The sequence below is a fragment of the Nonomuraea sp. NPDC050394 genome, from assembly GCF_044459065.1.
Lineage (GTDB): Bacteria > Actinomycetota > Actinomycetes > Streptosporangiales > Streptosporangiaceae > Nonomuraea.
This window is the reverse complement of record NZ_JBITIO010000016.1, coordinates 90,247-105,702: the sequence shown is the minus strand read 5'-3', so window position 1 is coordinate 105,702 and position 15,456 is coordinate 90,247. Positions and strand designations below refer to the sequence as shown.

The window sequence follows — 15,456 nt, the reverse complement described above, 5'->3', positions numbered from 1 at the left end:
CCGTTCACTCGCCGAGGAGAAAGAGACCATGTCAGTCTCCGGCGGAACCACGGAAACCGAATTACGTAAGGCGAGCGGGTTACAGCTGTTACGCGACAGTGCGGGATTTCGCTCGCTCTGGTCGGCACGGGTCCTCTCGGTAGGCGGTGACGCGCTCAGCCTCGTCGCGCTGATGCTCCACGTCGCCGAGACCACGGGGCAGGCGATCGCGGTGTCACTTCTGCTGCTCGTCGGCGACTTCGTTCCCTCGCTGCTCAGTCCGATCGCCGGCGCGATCAGCGACCGCTTCGATCTCAAGCGGGTGATGATCGCGTGTGAGCTGGCGCAGGGCACGGTGCTCCTGCTCATCGCTCTGTCGTTGCCGCCGCTCCCCCTGCTGCTGGTGCTGGTCGGGCTGCGCGCGATCGCGGGACAGGTGTTCCTGCCCGCCTCACGCGCGGCGATACCCGGGCTGGTCCGGGACAAGGATCTGGAGACCGCCAACGCCACGCTGGGGTTCGGCACCAACGCGGCCGAGGCTCTCGGACCGCTGGCCGCCGCCGCGCTCTTCCCCTTCGTCGGAATACGAGGCGTGCTCCTGGTCGATGCCGTCTCCTTCCTGCTTGCCGGCACGGTACTGCTCACGCTGCGGTCGCTTCCCCCGGCGTCCTCCCCCGAAGGAACGAAGACCTCGCTCCTGGGGGACGCGAAGTCCGGGCTCGGTTACATCAGGTCAGCCAAGGTAGTCCGGGTCATCGCCCTGGGATTCTGCGCCATCGTGGCCTTCAACGGAGTGGACGATGTCGCTCTGGTTCTCCTGGCCACCGAATCCTTCGCGGCCGGCCAGTCGGCAGTCGGCCTGCTTCTCGGCGCCGTCGGCATCGGCCTGCTCTTCGGATACGCCCTGACGGCCCGTTACAGCGCTCGAGTATCCCTGGTGACCCTGCTGCTCGCCGGCTTCGCGGTGAACAGCGCCGGCAACCTCCTCACCGGGCTGGCCTGGGCCGTCGCCGCCGCGTTCATGACCCAGTTCATCCGCGGATTCGGTATCGCCGCGATGGACGTGGCCACCAACACCATGCTGCAGCGCCTGGTCCCTCAAGGAATGCTCGGCAGAGTCTTCGGCAACCTCTACGGAGCGATCGGAGTGGCCGCCGCGCTGTCGTACCTGGCGGGCGGGTTCCTGCTGGACGCCACTTCCGCACCGGCAACACTTCTCATCGCGGGTGGCGGTGGCCTGCTGACCACCGTTCTTGTCGCTCTTGCGCTGCCGGGAGTGCTGCGCAGATCCGATCCGGGCGACACCGAGACGCGAAGAGTCACGCGGTAACGATCTGTCGTGTCGCGCCCCCGATCCATACACCCACAGCGGCCCCACAGGGGGTCGAAAGGAGGCCGCGATGGCCGACGACACTACCCGCAAACCCGCCGACGGACACCGAGGACGGAAGGTGCTGGGTGCTGCCGTGCTCGCCATGGGGCTGTCCGCGGGCCTCCTGTGCGCGTTCACGATCGCCGTCATGCCGGGTCTGACCGCGGCCGATGACCGGACCCTCGTCGATGCGATGCAACACACGATCGTCAAGATCGAGAATCCGGCCTTCTTCCTCATCTTTCTCGGTGCCCCGGTGTTCGCCGCGGTCGCCTTGGCGCAGGCATGTCGCGCCGCCTCGGCCAAGGCCGCACGCTGGATCGTCACCGGACTCGCCTTCTATGCGGTGACGCTCCTGATCACCTTCATCGTCCACGTTCCGCTCAACTACGAGCTGAGGGATGCGGGTGACCCCTCCCGTATCCAGAACCTGGCGGCAGTGCGCGACGACTTCGTGACTCACTGGGTCACCTGGGACATCGTCAGGACTCTTACCGCGACGGCGGCCTTCTGCTCTCTCATCTGGGCGCTCGTCCTGCGTGGGCCTTCAGGACGAGCCGAGCGAGACAACGGACCGGAAGGCTCGGGACGCACACGAGATCTCAGCCCGTCGGGAGCCCCACCTGTGCGGACCCTCGGCGAGGGACGACCGGCCCGTCAGCGCCGGCCCATCGTGCGGGCCATGGTGAAACGATGGGGTGTGTTCGCCGCGCTCCTGGCGACCGCGGCGGTGAGCACCGTCGTGCCGTCAACGACGGTGGCGGCGGACGACGGTGGCGGCCCGGCCGATCGGGTACTCACCACCGGCGGCTGGGTGAAGGGCGAGGTGACCGGGACCCATCGCAGCTTCCTCGGCATGCCGTACGCCACTCCTCCCATCGGTCCGTTGCGCTGGGCGATGCCACGTGCCGCGAAGCCGTGGGCGGGCGTACGCGAGGCGACCCGGCCGGGGCCGCAGTGTCCGCAGCTCTCCCGTTCGCCGGAGCCCGCGGGCAGCGAGGACTGCCTCTACGTGAACGTGACGACCCCGCGTGAAGGGACGGGGAAGCTTCCGGTGCTCGTCTTCGTGTACGGCGGCGGCCTGATCAGCGGCTTCGGCGCCGCCTATGATCCGAAACGGATGGTCGGCCAGGACGTGATCGTGGTCACGTTCAACTACCGGCTCGGGGCGCTGGGATTCCTGCGCCATCCGTCGCTGCGTGATCCGTACGCCGGAAACTTCGGGCTCGCCGACCAGCAGGCCGCGCTGCGCTGGGTGCGGCAGAACGCCGGGGCGTTCGGCGGCGACAACCGCAACGTGACCTTGTGGGGCCAGTCGGGCGGCGGCTACAGCGTGTGCGCCCAGCTGGCCGCGCCCGCCGCTCGCGGCCTGTTCGACAAGGCCATCGTGCAGAGCGCGCCGTGCGGCAATCCGATGAAGACCGAGCAGGCCGCGGACCGGGATGGCCGCGCGTTCGCGGCCGAGCTGGGCTGCGCGGATGCCACGACGGCCGAAGAATGCCTGCGCGGCAAGCCGGTCGGCGAACTGGTACGGCGGTCCGACGCCGAAGAGCTCTTCGGCCGGGTGGCCCGGCACCGGGCGGACGTCTCCTGGTTCCCCGTCGCGGGCACGCCGGCACTGCCCCTGCAGCCGCTCACCGCGATGCGGCTGGGGATGGCCGCCGACGTCCCGCTGATCCACGGCGGCACGAAGCACGAGACGCGCAGCCTCGTCTGGCTGGTGTACGACCGCCAAGGCAAGCCGGTGACCGAGGCTGAGTACCCGCAGATCGTGACGCGGCTGTTCGGTCCGGAGAACGCGACACGCATCCTCGCCCACTACCCCGCCGGCGGTTACCCCACCCCGAGCCTGGCGCTGGCCACCCTGCTCACCGACCACGGCGGCGTGGCCGGCACGTGCAGCCAGCTACCGGCGATCGACGCGGCAGCGCGGCGCGCGCCCGTGTACGCCTACGAGTACGCCCACCCGCGCGAGCCGCTCCAAGGTTTCCCGTTCGGGGCTTCCCACGGCGCCGACCTCCGGTTCTTCCTCGACAACGAGCAGGAGGGCCCGCCGCCGGCCACACCGGAGGAACATGCCTTCGCCGAGCAGCTGATCGGCTACTGGACGGCGTTCGCCAGGACCGGCGATCCAGGTCCGCGATGGCCGGCATACCGGAGCGGCACATCGAAGGCACTGTCGATCGCCATGGAGCGGACCGGACCGGTGAACCTGGCCCGCACCCACAACTGCGGACTCTGGAGGACGATGGACTGAGGCCTCAGCTCGATCTCCGCCCCGGCCCGTCAGGGCCGGGGCGTGCGGAAGCGTGGCGCCGCTCACCTGTATTTCTCCTTCTCGGCGGGGTGGGCGCAGCGCGAGCCCCGCTCACGGTCGACGAGCAGGACGCGCCGCCGACGGTCGGTGCGATCCGTCGGCACGGCGGTAGATATGGAACAGGACACCGGTGGTCATCCTGCGGCGCGAGGAGGATGAGGGCCCACCGGGCCCGGCTGGGAGCCGCGACGACCGGCGTGCTCTCGGGGGTGGCACCACGCCCGGTCACGACTGAATCCAGGAGACGATCATGAACGATGATCAGAAGAACAATGACACCTCCGCGCTGCCGCCGATCGTCGACCGGGACACCTGGCAGGCCGGCGTAGACGCGCTGCGAGTCCGGGAGAAGGCCCATACCCGCGAAGGTGACGCGATCGCGGCTGCCCGCCGGCGCCTGCCCATGGTGGAGGTGGACGCCGGCCTTGAGCTGATCGGACCGAACGGGCCGGTGACCCTGCTGAAGGCGTTCGAAGGACGTCGGCAGCTCATCGCCTACTACTTCATGTGGTGGCCAGGCCGTCCCGCGCCCGATCAGTGCGAGGGCTGCACGTTGTTCCTCAGCCAGGTCGGCGAGCTGTCCTACCTGCACTCCCGTGACATCACCTACGCGGTGTTCAGCCAGGGCCGCAACACCGCGTTCGGCCCGGTCGACGCCCAGACGTCCTACGAAGAAAGCGTCCGCTATCGCGACTTCATGGCCTGGGACCTGCCGTGGTACTCGGCACAACCCTCCCTTGACGCGCTCCTCGTCGGTCGCGAGCTCGGCCTGATGCACCTCGTGTGCTACGTGCGGGACGGCGACCGCGTCTTCGAGACCTACTGGACGTCGCGCCGCGGCGTGGAGGCGATGGACTTCAGCTACTCGCTCATGGACCTCACCGTGTACGGGCGCCAGGAGCCCTGGGAGGACTCGCCTTCCGGCTGGCCGCAACCGCAGGTTGACCGGGATTCGGCACACATGCGAACCGACGGCCGCCCCACCGCCCAATGGCCGCGCATCCACGCCGGACGCTCCGACGACCTCGGAGCCACGGAGACCGGAACAGCGCCCACGCCTCACAACTGTCACTGATGCCGCATATGCGAATCTTCGCCCCATGGCGGTGTGATGCGCGCTGGACGGGACGCATCATCTCTCAATCGTCGATCCAGATGTACCAGGGGCCGTCGAAGTGGCTGTAGTGGCCCGGGGCGTCGATGTCCGGCTCGCCGTCCGGGCTCCAGGCGAGGCCGTAGCTTCCGAAGAAGCCCGTGTCCTCGATCATGAAGCCGAAAGCCTTGCGGGATCCTTCAAGGTATTCGACGGGATACAGACCGACCCAGCGCCGCTTCCCCGGCGGCGTCCCCTCTGCCACCGTCTTCGCTAAGTGGTCGAGGCTGCTGCGCGACAACTCGAAACGTATCCTGACCGGCGCACCGACGTAGATCAGTGAGCCGACCAACACCACCACCAGGGGCGGCACAGCCCAGAACGGCCAGTTACGACGCAACGCGGCCAGCCTCCCCCGCCTGACCAGGAGGACACCGAGCACGATCAGCCAGCCGACGCCGAACAACAGCCAGCCGACGCCGACCAGCATGAGCCACAGGAAATGCCACCCGGGAACACTCGTCGCGTACATCGCCCCGAGCCCCAGCCATACGGCGAACATCCCCCAGGTCCCGCCGCCGACGTTCATGGGAGCGCGCCGGCGAGGCGCACCAGGAAGATCGCTCGTTGGGTCCACCGCGTGATCGTAACTTTCGCCGGTGGCGATTCCGCCGAGCCGGTGTGCACGTATCGTGCAGAATTCCACTGTCGGGAGCTTCGTTCATGGAGAGCAGCCCACCGTCCGGTGAGCCGGCGCTGAGGAACGAAACACCGGATCGTCGATCGCCCCACGGAGGCCGGCCAGCACGTCGCGATCATGGAGCTGAATCCATGCGGCGCGCCGTCTCTTGAGCAGGATCGTCACACGCGATGATCGCATGAGCTTGACCGGCCAGGAATCGCCACCAGCTCGGCCCGGCGAGGCGTCGGATCGATACCGGCCGACCACGGGGGCCGTTACTTCTTACCGGTGTAGACCTGCTTCGCGGGCGGAGCGGTGATCGTGGTGCGGGCTCCCCAGCCCTTGTAGACGGTCCGGTGGCGAACCTCGTCGCCCTCCTGCTGCCGGCCGAGCCAGTGCCCCTCGGCCATGTGGACCGTCTCCAACCTCACCGGAAGATTGCCCGAGCCGAGTGTGAGCGTGAAGCGGATCACCGTGTCATCCGGCTTGCCGAACTGGGTCAGCCGGGTCCACGGCGAGGCCTTCGCGAGCTGCCTGAAGGTGATGGTCCCGCTGTAGGTGCGACCCTTGGGCTCGCTCGCGGTGATCAGCGCCTTGAGCGTCTCCGGCTCGGCCGCGTTGACGGGCTGGCTGAACATGCCGCTGATCCCGACAGGCAACGTCGCGCGAGTCCTCACCCAGCTCTTGCCCTTGGGCAGCTTCTCCCCCAAGATGGCGCCCTTTCTGTAGGTCGCCTTTCCGATGGTGACAAATCGTTCATCGTGCTCAAACAAGGTGCTCAGATTGTCCTGCTTGGCCATCTTGACGGAAACATCCGAGGCCGCGAAGCCGCGCCGGCCGTACTGGAGCGTTCCCGTCCGCGTCATGATCTTGGTCTGGCCGGACAGCTCAATGAAGGAGGTGACGTCGGTGAACGACACACCCTTGCCCGCGCCGATCCGGCTCTTGAGCGCGGACACGGGGTCGGATGGGGCCGCGGCGGCAGGCGCGGGTGCGGCAATGAGAACACCGGCCAGCAAACCGGCGACGAGCTGCTTCATGGAGGGGGTCCTTTGACGTCGAAGCGATACGGGCCGATTCTGCCGATCGGCGATCACGAGGTGATCTCGGTGTGGATCAGATCGTCGGCATGCCACTCAGCCACCCCCCGGCTCGGCGAGGCTTCGAGGTCTGAAGGTGTCCACGCAAGGGAAGTAGGCCCTGGCGGCACTCGGCGCAGGACGGCGCTCCGGCGATGTAACTGACGCATGCCCCATACCCGCGTGAGCGCCTTACTGGGGCGTCCATCCGTTACCGAAGGAACGCGCCTGACTCCTCCTGGCCCGGTCACGGGTGGCGGTTGTGTCGGAGCGCTGGGCCTGCGTGGCGAGGAGAGGCTTTGCGAATGGCCTGTTGCCGTCAATGCCGGAACCTCCGCTCCACCCATAAAATTGATCTTTCAATCACTCACTGACAACCCGTTTATCATTCCGGACTTCAATTGACGACCCTGCGGCCAGCCCGCAAACCGCCCGCTCAAATTGCGCACCATCCCCTATGGATATCCACCAAAGCTGTGGCTACCATCAAGCAGTAAACATCGACGCCGAAGGAGGTAACTAATGGACCGTGTCAAGAAGTTAGGCTTTTTGGTGGCCGCAATCGCCGCCGCGACAACTCTCATGTCACCGACCGCTTCCGCTTCCGCCGCGTTGCCGACCTGCAGCACTTCCGCGCAGATTGGCACTATCGGCGGCACTGGCTGGGCGATGTGCAGCGGCAGCGGAGTGACTCAGACACGGGTCGTGCTCTTCTGTCAGAACAGCAGCGGCAGCTACGCCACGGTGTACGGCCCCTGGGTCGCTAATTCCGTCAAATCAAACGCCCGATGCAGCAGCACCTCATGGCCGATATCGGTCGGACATCAAAGAATCTGAGCCACCACAAGCTCATCGCGTGAGGCCCGAATACGCGGCCACATCGCCTGACCTGCCGATTCGCCGCACAGGACGATTTCCACCCCGCTCCGTTAACCGCGTATTCGAGCCCACACCACTCACTCCATCCGAAAAACAGGAGAAGTGTGTCCTGAAACATTTGAGACATGGCCCAAACCAAAGGGCTATAAGACTACTTCACCAACGTGGACCGACCATTCCGACGAGGAAGAAGCAGCACGGCAACTCGGCGCCGAAGTCATATAACACAGTAGGTTCCCTTCAGCAATGCAGGAGCACGTTTTCGGCGCTGGGAACAAGCGAGCCCGAGGAAACGCTGTAGGTGGGACATCACGGCCCGCAGTGGACACATCCTGCAGATTAGCGGAAACCATGCCACCTACCAGGGGCGTCCGAACTGCGTGAGCGCCTGTGCTCAGTCAGCGGCTCTCGGTGAGTCCTCGCAGGTGAGGGCCCGCCCTCTCGATGAGTTGCGGATGGTGTCGGAGGAGCTTCTTTAGCAAGATAGTCATCCACATTGACACATATCAACCGGCTGCGCATTTCGAGCACGCGCCACCGCATCCTCGAAGACCTCCGAACTAACCTCCAAAATGTACTCGTGCTGCCCCGGAGTGTCCCGGTCCTCGCGACAGCGAATCTCCAGGACCGAGATCGCTTCATGGGCGGCAGGCATAGCTGCCCATATGTCGTGGCGCGTGCGCGCTACCAGCTCCTCCAACGGGATAACGCTGTCGAGATCGAAATCTTCCATCTTTATTCCTCAGGAAATCGGCAGTGGGTCTCATTCGCCACCCTCGGATTGCCCGGAGCTCTCTCCCGGTCGCGTAACCAGCTTGGTTAAGCTGGGTGGCTAGGACTGCGGTGTGCGTGGCGACCCGCAAGCGCGCCTCGAACACCGCGACTTCGAAGCCACCCCGACCAATGCCGGGATACGGCTGCTGCCCAAAGCCGGCAAGGGCGAATACCGAGAGCCGGAGCACACCTGTTCAAACCCCTGCGCCAAACGCATCGAGTCGATCAACCAGGTCCTCCAAGACCAGCTCGACCTGGAACGCCACGGCGGACACACCATTGCCCGGAGTGGCATCCCCTTGCTACAGCCGAGTTGCATGCCTCGAAGTCGTGTTCGTTCGATGGCGTTCCCGTCCGCGATCGGGCCGTACGGTGCGGTCGCCGTCAGCGATCTGCAGCAAGCGCTTGCAAGAGAGGTCCGGCTTGTCTAATGAGGTACGGATGATTCCTGCGCAGGTTCTTCGCGATATAGACCTCCACGGTCTCGGTAACGAGTCCACTGCCCAGCGCAAGAAGGCGCTCACTCATTCTGAGGAATGCCGCGAGCGATTCATCGTCTCCGTTATCGACGAAGCTCTCGAAGAGGTTGGCGGCAACCTCGTAGATGTAGTCGGCAGTGGTGGGAGTTTTCTCGTCGGCAAGCATTGATTCTTCCATCCTCAGAATGGCCTCGTGCGCGACGGGAATCGAGGTCAACACGATCTCACGTGTTCGCGATACCAATTCTTCGTAGGTGACGAGATTGTCAAGGTCTGGACTTTCCACGGCCGCCTCCAAGGTTGCGTTGGATTCTGCTTGAGCTGATCGCCTGCCTCGGACGCCCCGCAGCGATCTGATGGGCCCGATCTGCGGACTCGCGCGTAACCGAGACCTACCGTGTGGGAGTGCGAGTTCGGCTGTGGTGTCTTCGCCGAACCGGGCCCGAGACTGCTGAGCCGGATTCGGCCGTCGTCGAGCCGACTGCCTTCGTAGCGGTGAACACAGGGCGACCAACCCCCCGAACAGCGGCCAGGGGTCCCGTTCAGGGGCGGAGAGATCTACTTGTTCTCCGGCAGATCCGATGGGTCGAAGTCGTCGTAGGACGCCACTTGATCCTCAGGGGGTGGCTGAATGTCTGTCTTGATCCCCCATCGGGAGAGCCGGATGTCATCGATGGTGGAGAATCGCTCGTCGTCCACCACGCCCGGAACGATGATCGGCTCGTTGTACGAGGTTCGGCATCGGCGTACGAGCTGGTCCTCGCCGAGCCACAGCCGCCAGGTCACCGGAATCTTCGCGTACTTGCCGGTGGGTTTGGTGGTGAGCGAGATCCGGATGTCGGGGTTGGCCCTGTAGAGCTCGCCCAGAGTGACTCGGCCCTGGTACAGGGTGGTGCGTACCCTGTCGTACGTTCCTGCCGGGCGCTTGACCGTGGCGGTTGCCAGAACGGCCTTCAGCGAGGCCGGATGGCTCAGCTCGATCGGCCCGCACCGCACCGCGAGATCACTCGGAGCGGGGTGCAGGAACCAGCTCTTGCCCGCAGGAAGCATCTCGTCAGGCGGGTAGTCCCGCGTGTACCAGCGGTCCGGGAAGCTGACGACCCGGAGCGTCGGGCCGGTCTTGGGATCGTGGTGGACCACGTCAGTCGCCACGACTCTTCCCTTGCCGAACTCGACGATGCCGGTGGATCGGTTGATCATCTTGCTGGTCTTGGAGCCGGGCTCGTACATGTGAAACCGTGAGATCTTCGCCCCGCGGCCGTCCACGAGTTGACGCTTCAGAGCGGTAGCCGGGTCGATCTGCGCCAAGGCGCTCGTCTCAAGCCCGAAAGTCAGGGTCGCCACAGACGACAGAACCGTTATCCATGGCCTGATCATGGATGCCCCTCCCGTTGGCGCCGTTGACCCCAGATCTGCGGGGCATCTTCACAGACCAAGATCTCGGGCCAATCACAAGGGAACCCGGCCCGGGGTCACTTCGTGGCGGCGCGCACCGGCCCGCGGAACCGATCCATCGTCGGGAGGGCCCGACACCAGGAAAAGCGACCAACCAGTAGGCCGGTTCTCACTGCCTGCGACCTGCACGTTGTTTCCGAGCTACCGTCCGGTTAGCCACCGCCGGGCCACGGGATGGTGGCGTCTCAAGAACCGCCGGACCGGACTCCCCCGGAGGGGTAGCCGGACCCGGCGTAGGCTCAGACCCATGGTGACACGCGCGTTCCCCGTCGTCTTCGCCAAGCACGTGAACACCACAGCGCAGTTCTACGAGTGGCTGGGGTTCCAACGGCATTTCCAGCTCCCCGAGCAAGGTGAACCCGGCTACGTCGGACTACGCCGAGAGACCGCCGAGATCGCCGTGGTGAGCGCGGACTGGCCCCAGGAGCGTTACGGCGCGGCGATCGCTGACGGGGTCCGGTTTGAAATGTTCGTCTACGTGCCTGACGTGGACGCCGCGGTGGAGAACCTGGGCCGGCACGGTGGCACCGTCTTGCGGCAGCCGGAAGACATGCCTTGGGGCGAACGCGTGGCCTACGTCACGGATCCTGACGGCAACCCGGTCGCCCTTGCCGCGGCGACCACCTGAACCCCCGCCTGCGGAACATCGCTCGGCGTCAGCGTGCCGGGACGCCGGTGAAGCGACTCAGCGAACGCTGGGCCGCCGTGCCCATCGAAGTGTTCCTCCTGGTGCCCGGCGCCACCGCGTTCCGGCTCGCGCACACCTCGGTTACGCAAGACCGGGCGGGCGATTCCGCGGGTGTTATGTCGATGGGGCGCGCGGTGTCTTAGGTGTGAAACCTGAGCGAAGGAGGCCAACGTGAGCGAGGTGGTGGTGGCCGGTGGTGGCTACGCCGGCGTGCTGGCGGCCAATCGGCTGACGCGGTACGACGAGGTGAAGGTGACGTTGATCAACCCGCGCCCGTTCTTCGTCGAGCGGATCCGGCTGCATCAGCTGGCCGGCGGGTCCCACGACGCGGTCGTCGCGTACCGAAAGATCCTGGGCGGGGGCGTCCAGCTGGTGGTCGACAGTGTGACGCGGATCGACGCGGCCGAGCGCCTTGTGAGGTTGGCGTCCGGCGGCGCCCTCGGCTACGACTATCTGATCTACGCGGTGGGCAGTGGCGGCGCCGTACCAGGTGTGCCCGGGGTGGCTGAGTTCGCGTATCGGGTCGCCACGTTGGAGGAGGCGCGGCGGTTGCGGCGGGTCCTTGACCGCGCGCCCGCGACGGCCGCGTTGACGGTGGCCGGGGGCGGTGCGACCGGGATCGAGATCGCGGCCGAGATGGCGGAGCGGGGCCGCAGGGTGACCCTGGCCTGCGGAGGTGTGCTCGGCCCGTATCTGCATCCGCGGACGCGGCGCGCGCTCGCCCGGCGGCTGGACAGACTCGGTGTGAGCGTTCTGGACGGCTCCGGCAGCAAGGTGACGGCGGTGACGCGTGAGGCCGTGCACCTCAGCGGCGGCCGTGAGCTGCCGAGCGCGGTGACCATCTGGGCCGCCGGTTTCGCGGTGCCGGACCTGGCCGCCCGCAGCGGGCTGAGCGTCGACGCCGTGGGGCGCCTGCTCACCGACGAGACGTTGACGAGTGTGGACGACGAGCGCATCGTCGCTGCCGGAGACGCGGCGGCACCGTCAGACCTGCCGTTGCGGATGAGCTGCCAGGCCTCCACGAGGGTCGGCGCGCATGCCGCCGACACGGTGCTCAGCCGGATCGCGGGCACACCTGCCGCCGCCGTCAATGTGGGATTCGCCGGCCTGTGCCTCAGCCTGGGCCGTCGCGCCGGCGTCTTTCAGTTCGCCTCCAGGAATGACGCCGCGGTCGGGTTCTTCGTGGGCGGCGGCGTCGGGGCGAGACTCAAGGAGTACGTCTGCGAGCTGTCCGTCAAGCACCTGGCGCGGGAGGCGCGCAAGCCTGGATCGCTTACCTGGGCCAGGGACGACACGCGCCCGGCAGCTGTGCGCGCCCAAGAGAGTGCCGGGATATGAGCGGCCGGGCGACCGAAGCGTTTCTCGTCCACGCTGACCTGCTGTTCACCGTCGCCTACGAGATACTCGGATCAGCGGCCGACGCCGAAGACGTCCTGCAGGAAACCTGGCTGCGCTGGGCCGGAGTCGACCTGGGTCAGGTGCGCGACCAGCGGGCGTACCTGGTCCGGATCACCACCCGGCAGTCGCTCAACCGGCTGCGTACCATGAAGCGCCGCAAGGAGACCTACATCGGCCCCTGGCTGCCCGAGCCGCTGCTGACGACGTCGGACGTGGCCGAGGACGTCGAACTCGCCGACAGTGTGTCGATGGCGCTGATGCTCGTCCTGGAGACGCTGGCGCCGACCGAGCGCGCGGTGTTCGTCCTGCGCGAGGTCTTCGCCTTCGGCTACGACGAGATCGCGGCCGCCGTCGGCAAGAGCCCCGCGGCCGTCCGCCAGATCGCCTACCGCGCCCGCCGGCACGTCGAGGCCCGCCGCCCACGCGCCATCGTTTCCACCGACGAGACCCGGGCGGTTCTGGAGTCGTTGCGGCGCGCGTTCGAAACCGGAGACGTCCAGGGCCTGCTCGATCTGCTGGCCCCCGAGGTCGTCCTGGTCAGCGACGGCGGCGGCGTCAAACAGGCGGCGCTGCGGCCGATCACCGGCGCCGCCAAGGTACTCCGCTGGTTCCTGGGCGGTCTCGGCAAGGCCGCGGGCACCCTCGGCGTCGAATCAGCCGTGGTCAACGGCAACCCCGCACTCGTCATCCGTGTGGACGGCGAGATCGACGGCGCCCTGGCAATCGAGGTCGGCCACGCCCGCATCACCGGCCTCTACTACGTCCGCAACCCCGACAAACTCACCCGCCTCGAATCCACGACCCCCCTCACCCGGCGATGACGCGACCATGACCGCAACCGGCCAAAGGACCATCGGCAGATGCAGACGAGCAGACCGCTTCCACCCGGCCAGCGCCGCGTCAACGGATTCCCGCGCTTCGGCCACCACCTCTCCCGGCCCGCCCCGGCCGTTCCCGCCGACCCCGCCATCACGATCGGCGGAGCGGTGCGCGAAGAGTTCGACCTGACCATCGCCTCCCTGGCCACGCTCGCCCGGCGGGAACTCACCGCCGACTTCCATTGCGTCGCCGGCTGGTCGGCCACCGACCTTCGCTGGGAGGGGGTGTCGTTCCGGACGGTCTATCGCACCTGCATCGAACCGGCGCTGCGGCCCGGCGCGTCCGTCACTCATCTCGAATTCGGCGGCCTGGACGGCTGGCGGTCGGTGGTCACTCTCGAGGACGCCCTGGCCGACGACGTGCTGATCGCGGAGCACCTCGATGGACGCCCCCTCGACGGTGACCATGGAGCGCCGGCCAGGCTGGTGAGCCCGCGGCAGTACGGCTACGTCAACACCAAGCATCTGTGCCGGATCGACGTCCTCACCGCCGAGCCGGAAGAGCGGGGGTCCTTCCTCGAACGGCTGCTGGTCCCCACGCACCCGAGAGCCAGGGTCTGGCAGGAGGAGCGTCATTACCTACCTCTCTGGATGGTGCGCCCCCTCTACCGGCTGTTCATCGCTCCCATCAGGTTTCTCAGCGCCCGCGGCAGCCGGCGGGCCCGCGAACGGTGATCCGCTCACCGTCAGCCCACCAGCCGGCGCTCCCCAACCACGTGCCCTCGTCGACGATGTCGCGCAACCCTCCCATCGGATCGGCCATCGTCATCGGTTCATGGTGTGGGCGGCCAGGTGGACCGCGAGTCGCTCGTGCGGCTCGGTCAGGTCGACGGGCAGGATCTGGCGGATTCTGTCCAGCCGGTTGATCACCGTGTTCCGGTGGACGCCGAGCACCGCGGCGGTGGTGGTCGCCGAGGATTCGTGGTCAAGGTAGACCCGGAGCGTATGGATCAGCTCCCCGTCGGGATCCACCTCGCGCAGCGGTCCCAGCAGCCCGGAGATGATGTCGGCGAGCCGGCCGGAGGAGTACCAGGCGAGCAGCAGCCGCTTCGCGCTGGCGGTGGCCACGTGTTCCACCGGGGCGGAGGTGTCGTGGGTGCGCGCGAGCAGGCAGGCCTGCTCCGCCTCCTGCAGTGAGCGTCCGATGCCATCCGTGCCCTGGTAGGCGCCGCCGACGCCGGCGCAGGGTCGCAGCTGCGGCTCCTCGCGCTCGACGACGAGCAGCGCGCGCCGTACGAGCCGCGCCAGAGCTGCGGTCTCGTCCGTCGTGGGAGGGGCCTCGCCCGTGGTCCACAGGGCCCAGCCGGTGGGCCGTTCGACCAGCGCGGTCGTGATCGACTGGGCGGCCAGGGCGTCCTCGATCAGCGCCGCGATGCCGCCGAGGCCGCGTGTGGCGGGGGTCGGAGTCCGCAGGCTCACGTGTACGGCGGTGTGCCAGCCGGACAGCCGCCAGCCCAGTGCCGTGGCCCGCTCGACGGTGAGCCGCCGGGGCGCTTCGGGTTGTTCGAGGATCTCGGTGAGCAGCAGGGTGCGCTGCCGGCTCTCCCGCTCGACGTGCAGCGACCGCTCGGCGAGGTAGGCGGTGAAGGCCATGGCGGCCACGGCCAGCGCCCGGCCGGACGCCTCGACGAGATGGGCCGAGGAGACGGCGGGCAGCCGGGCGACGAGCCACAGGTTGCGCGACGCGCTCGCCGACAGCGTCGCGAGCTGGATCAGGTCGACCTCCCCGCTGTCTCGCGCGGTGCTGGCGGTGCTCGCCGTGGGTGACGCGGCGAGATCCTTGACCCGGGTACGCAGCTCGTCCGTGATCCGGCCCAGGTCGCCGGTGATGACATGGCCCTCGGCGTCGATCAATGCCGTGGGGCACCGCAGCGCGTCGCCCAGCCGGCGAATCAGTTCCGCGGTGTCCCGGGGCGGCGACGACATCGCGGTGATCGCCGTGCCGAGCAGTTCGGCGCCGAGCGCCGCCGGTGCGCGGACGTGACGCTCGAGCATCGCCACCACATCGCCGACCTCGACGTGGTCGAGCAGCACGACGGGCATCTCGAACCGCTCCGCGAGCCGGCGGGTGACCAGCGGTATCGACCGTTGCGCCCGCTGGGCGACGATGCCGGCGATCCGGGCGCCGTAGCCGCTGCGGATGGCCAGGTCGATGGTGACGTCCTCGGCGGCCAGCTGGCTGCGGTCGAAGACGACCAGGGAGCCCGCTCGCAGCGTGCCGATGGCGCGGGGGGTCGTACCGGGCACGACGACCTCGACCTGGCGCAGTAGCGCGTTCTGCCCGCCGAGCGTCTCGTGCACGGGAAGAAGGCCCATGGCGAGCACTTGGCCGACGGTGACAGGAGCCTCGCGTGCGTCGCTCACAGGGCCTCTCGGATGGGCA

At 67.5% G+C, this 15,456-nt stretch carries 15 protein-coding genes; 9 read left to right on the top strand and 6 right to left on the bottom strand.

Translation table 11 applies throughout. The features are described 5' to 3' along the window. Window positions 1–28: 28 nt before the first annotated feature. The 3 genes from ACIBKY_RS43885 (at window position 29) to ACIBKY_RS43875 (ending at window position 4,743) form a co-directional block, all read left to right on the top strand. Window positions 29–1,309: an MFS transporter gene (locus ACIBKY_RS43885; RefSeq protein WP_397106682.1), complete on the top strand. Its 1,281-nt coding sequence runs from the start codon at window positions 29–31 to the stop codon at window positions 1,307–1,309. A 70-nt stretch (window positions 1,310–1,379) separates the two neighbouring features. Next, window positions 1,380–3,608: a carboxylesterase family protein gene (locus tag ACIBKY_RS43880; RefSeq protein ID WP_397106680.1), complete on the top strand. Its 2,229-nt coding sequence runs from the start codon at window positions 1,380–1,382 to the stop codon at window positions 3,606–3,608. Window positions 3,609–3,918: 310 nt separating this feature from the next. Beyond that, the gene (locus tag ACIBKY_RS43875) at window positions 3,919–4,743 is read left to right on the top strand and encodes a DUF899 family protein (RefSeq protein WP_397106678.1); all 825 of its coding nucleotides are present in this window, start codon (window positions 3,919–3,921) and stop codon (window positions 4,741–4,743) included. Between the two features lie 64 nt (window positions 4,744–4,807). Here ACIBKY_RS43875 and ACIBKY_RS43870 read toward each other — a convergent pair whose 3' ends face one another. Together ACIBKY_RS43870 and ACIBKY_RS43865 are read right to left on the bottom strand one after the other, a co-directional pair. Next, window positions 4,808–5,467: a hypothetical protein gene (locus ACIBKY_RS43870; RefSeq protein WP_397106677.1), complete on the bottom strand. Its 660-nt coding sequence runs from the start codon at window positions 5,465–5,467 to the stop codon at window positions 4,808–4,810. Window positions 5,468–5,718: 251 nt separating this feature from the next. Beyond that, on the bottom strand, window positions 5,719–6,483 hold the full coding sequence (locus ACIBKY_RS43865; RefSeq protein WP_397106675.1) for a hypothetical protein: 765 nt from the start codon (window positions 6,481–6,483) through the stop codon (window positions 5,719–5,721). A 561-nt stretch (window positions 6,484–7,044) separates the two neighbouring features. Between ACIBKY_RS43865 and ACIBKY_RS43860 the strand changes: the two genes are divergently transcribed. Continuing rightward, window positions 7,045–7,359, top strand: a complete 315-nt coding sequence (locus tag ACIBKY_RS43860; protein WP_397106674.1) for a hypothetical protein — start codon at window positions 7,045–7,047, stop codon at window positions 7,357–7,359. Window positions 7,360–7,888: 529 nt separating this feature from the next. Here ACIBKY_RS43860 and ACIBKY_RS43855 read toward each other — a convergent pair. After that, entirely contained in the window at window positions 7,889–8,134 is a 246-nt protein-coding gene (locus ACIBKY_RS43855) for a hypothetical protein (RefSeq protein WP_397106672.1), read from the bottom strand. 112 nt (window positions 8,135–8,246) lie between these two features. Between ACIBKY_RS43855 and ACIBKY_RS43850 the strand changes: the two genes are divergently transcribed. Continuing rightward, entirely contained in the window at window positions 8,247–8,606 is a 360-nt protein-coding gene (locus tag ACIBKY_RS43850; protein ID WP_397106671.1) for a hypothetical protein, read from the top strand. On the opposite strand, the gene ACIBKY_RS43845 is transcribed toward ACIBKY_RS43850, so the two are convergent. Beyond that, window positions 8,560–8,940: a hypothetical protein gene (locus tag ACIBKY_RS43845; protein ID WP_397106669.1), complete on the bottom strand. Its 381-nt coding sequence runs from the start codon at window positions 8,938–8,940 to the stop codon at window positions 8,560–8,562. The two genes, ACIBKY_RS43850 and ACIBKY_RS43845, sit on opposite strands and share 47 nt — an antisense overlap. A gap of 272 nt (window positions 8,941–9,212) precedes the next feature. Beyond that, on the bottom strand, window positions 9,213–9,998 hold the full coding sequence (locus tag ACIBKY_RS43840; protein ID WP_397106667.1) for a hypothetical protein: 786 nt from the start codon (window positions 9,996–9,998) through the stop codon (window positions 9,213–9,215). Window positions 9,999–10,356: 358 nt separating this feature from the next. Here ACIBKY_RS43840 and ACIBKY_RS43835 point away from each other — a divergent pair, with 358 nt between their 5' ends. From ACIBKY_RS43835 to ACIBKY_RS43820, 4 genes are all read left to right on the top strand, one after another. Beyond that, window positions 10,357–10,737: a VOC family protein gene (locus ACIBKY_RS43835; RefSeq protein ID WP_397106665.1), complete on the top strand. Its 381-nt coding sequence runs from the start codon at window positions 10,357–10,359 to the stop codon at window positions 10,735–10,737. A gap of 231 nt (window positions 10,738–10,968) precedes the next feature. After that, window positions 10,969–12,135: an NAD(P)/FAD-dependent oxidoreductase gene (locus ACIBKY_RS43830; protein ID WP_397106663.1), complete on the top strand. Its 1,167-nt coding sequence runs from the start codon at window positions 10,969–10,971 to the stop codon at window positions 12,133–12,135. Beyond that, a complete protein-coding gene (locus ACIBKY_RS43825; protein WP_397106661.1) occupies window positions 12,132–13,016 on the top strand; it encodes an RNA polymerase sigma-70 factor in 885 nt (294 codons plus the stop codon). Before ACIBKY_RS43830 ends, ACIBKY_RS43825 begins: the two co-directional genes overlap by 4 nt. Window positions 13,017–13,055: 39 nt before the next feature. Continuing rightward, window positions 13,056–13,748 (top strand): molybdopterin-dependent oxidoreductase, encoded by a 693-nt coding sequence (locus ACIBKY_RS43820; protein WP_397106659.1) that lies wholly within the window; start codon window positions 13,056–13,058, stop codon window positions 13,746–13,748. A 90-nt stretch (window positions 13,749–13,838) separates the two neighbouring features. Here ACIBKY_RS43820 and ACIBKY_RS43815 read toward each other — a convergent pair whose 3' ends face one another. Continuing rightward, window positions 13,839–15,437, bottom strand: a complete 1,599-nt coding sequence (locus ACIBKY_RS43815) for a PucR family transcriptional regulator (RefSeq protein WP_397106657.1) — start codon at window positions 15,435–15,437, stop codon at window positions 13,839–13,841. Window positions 15,438–15,456 lie beyond the last annotated feature (19 nt).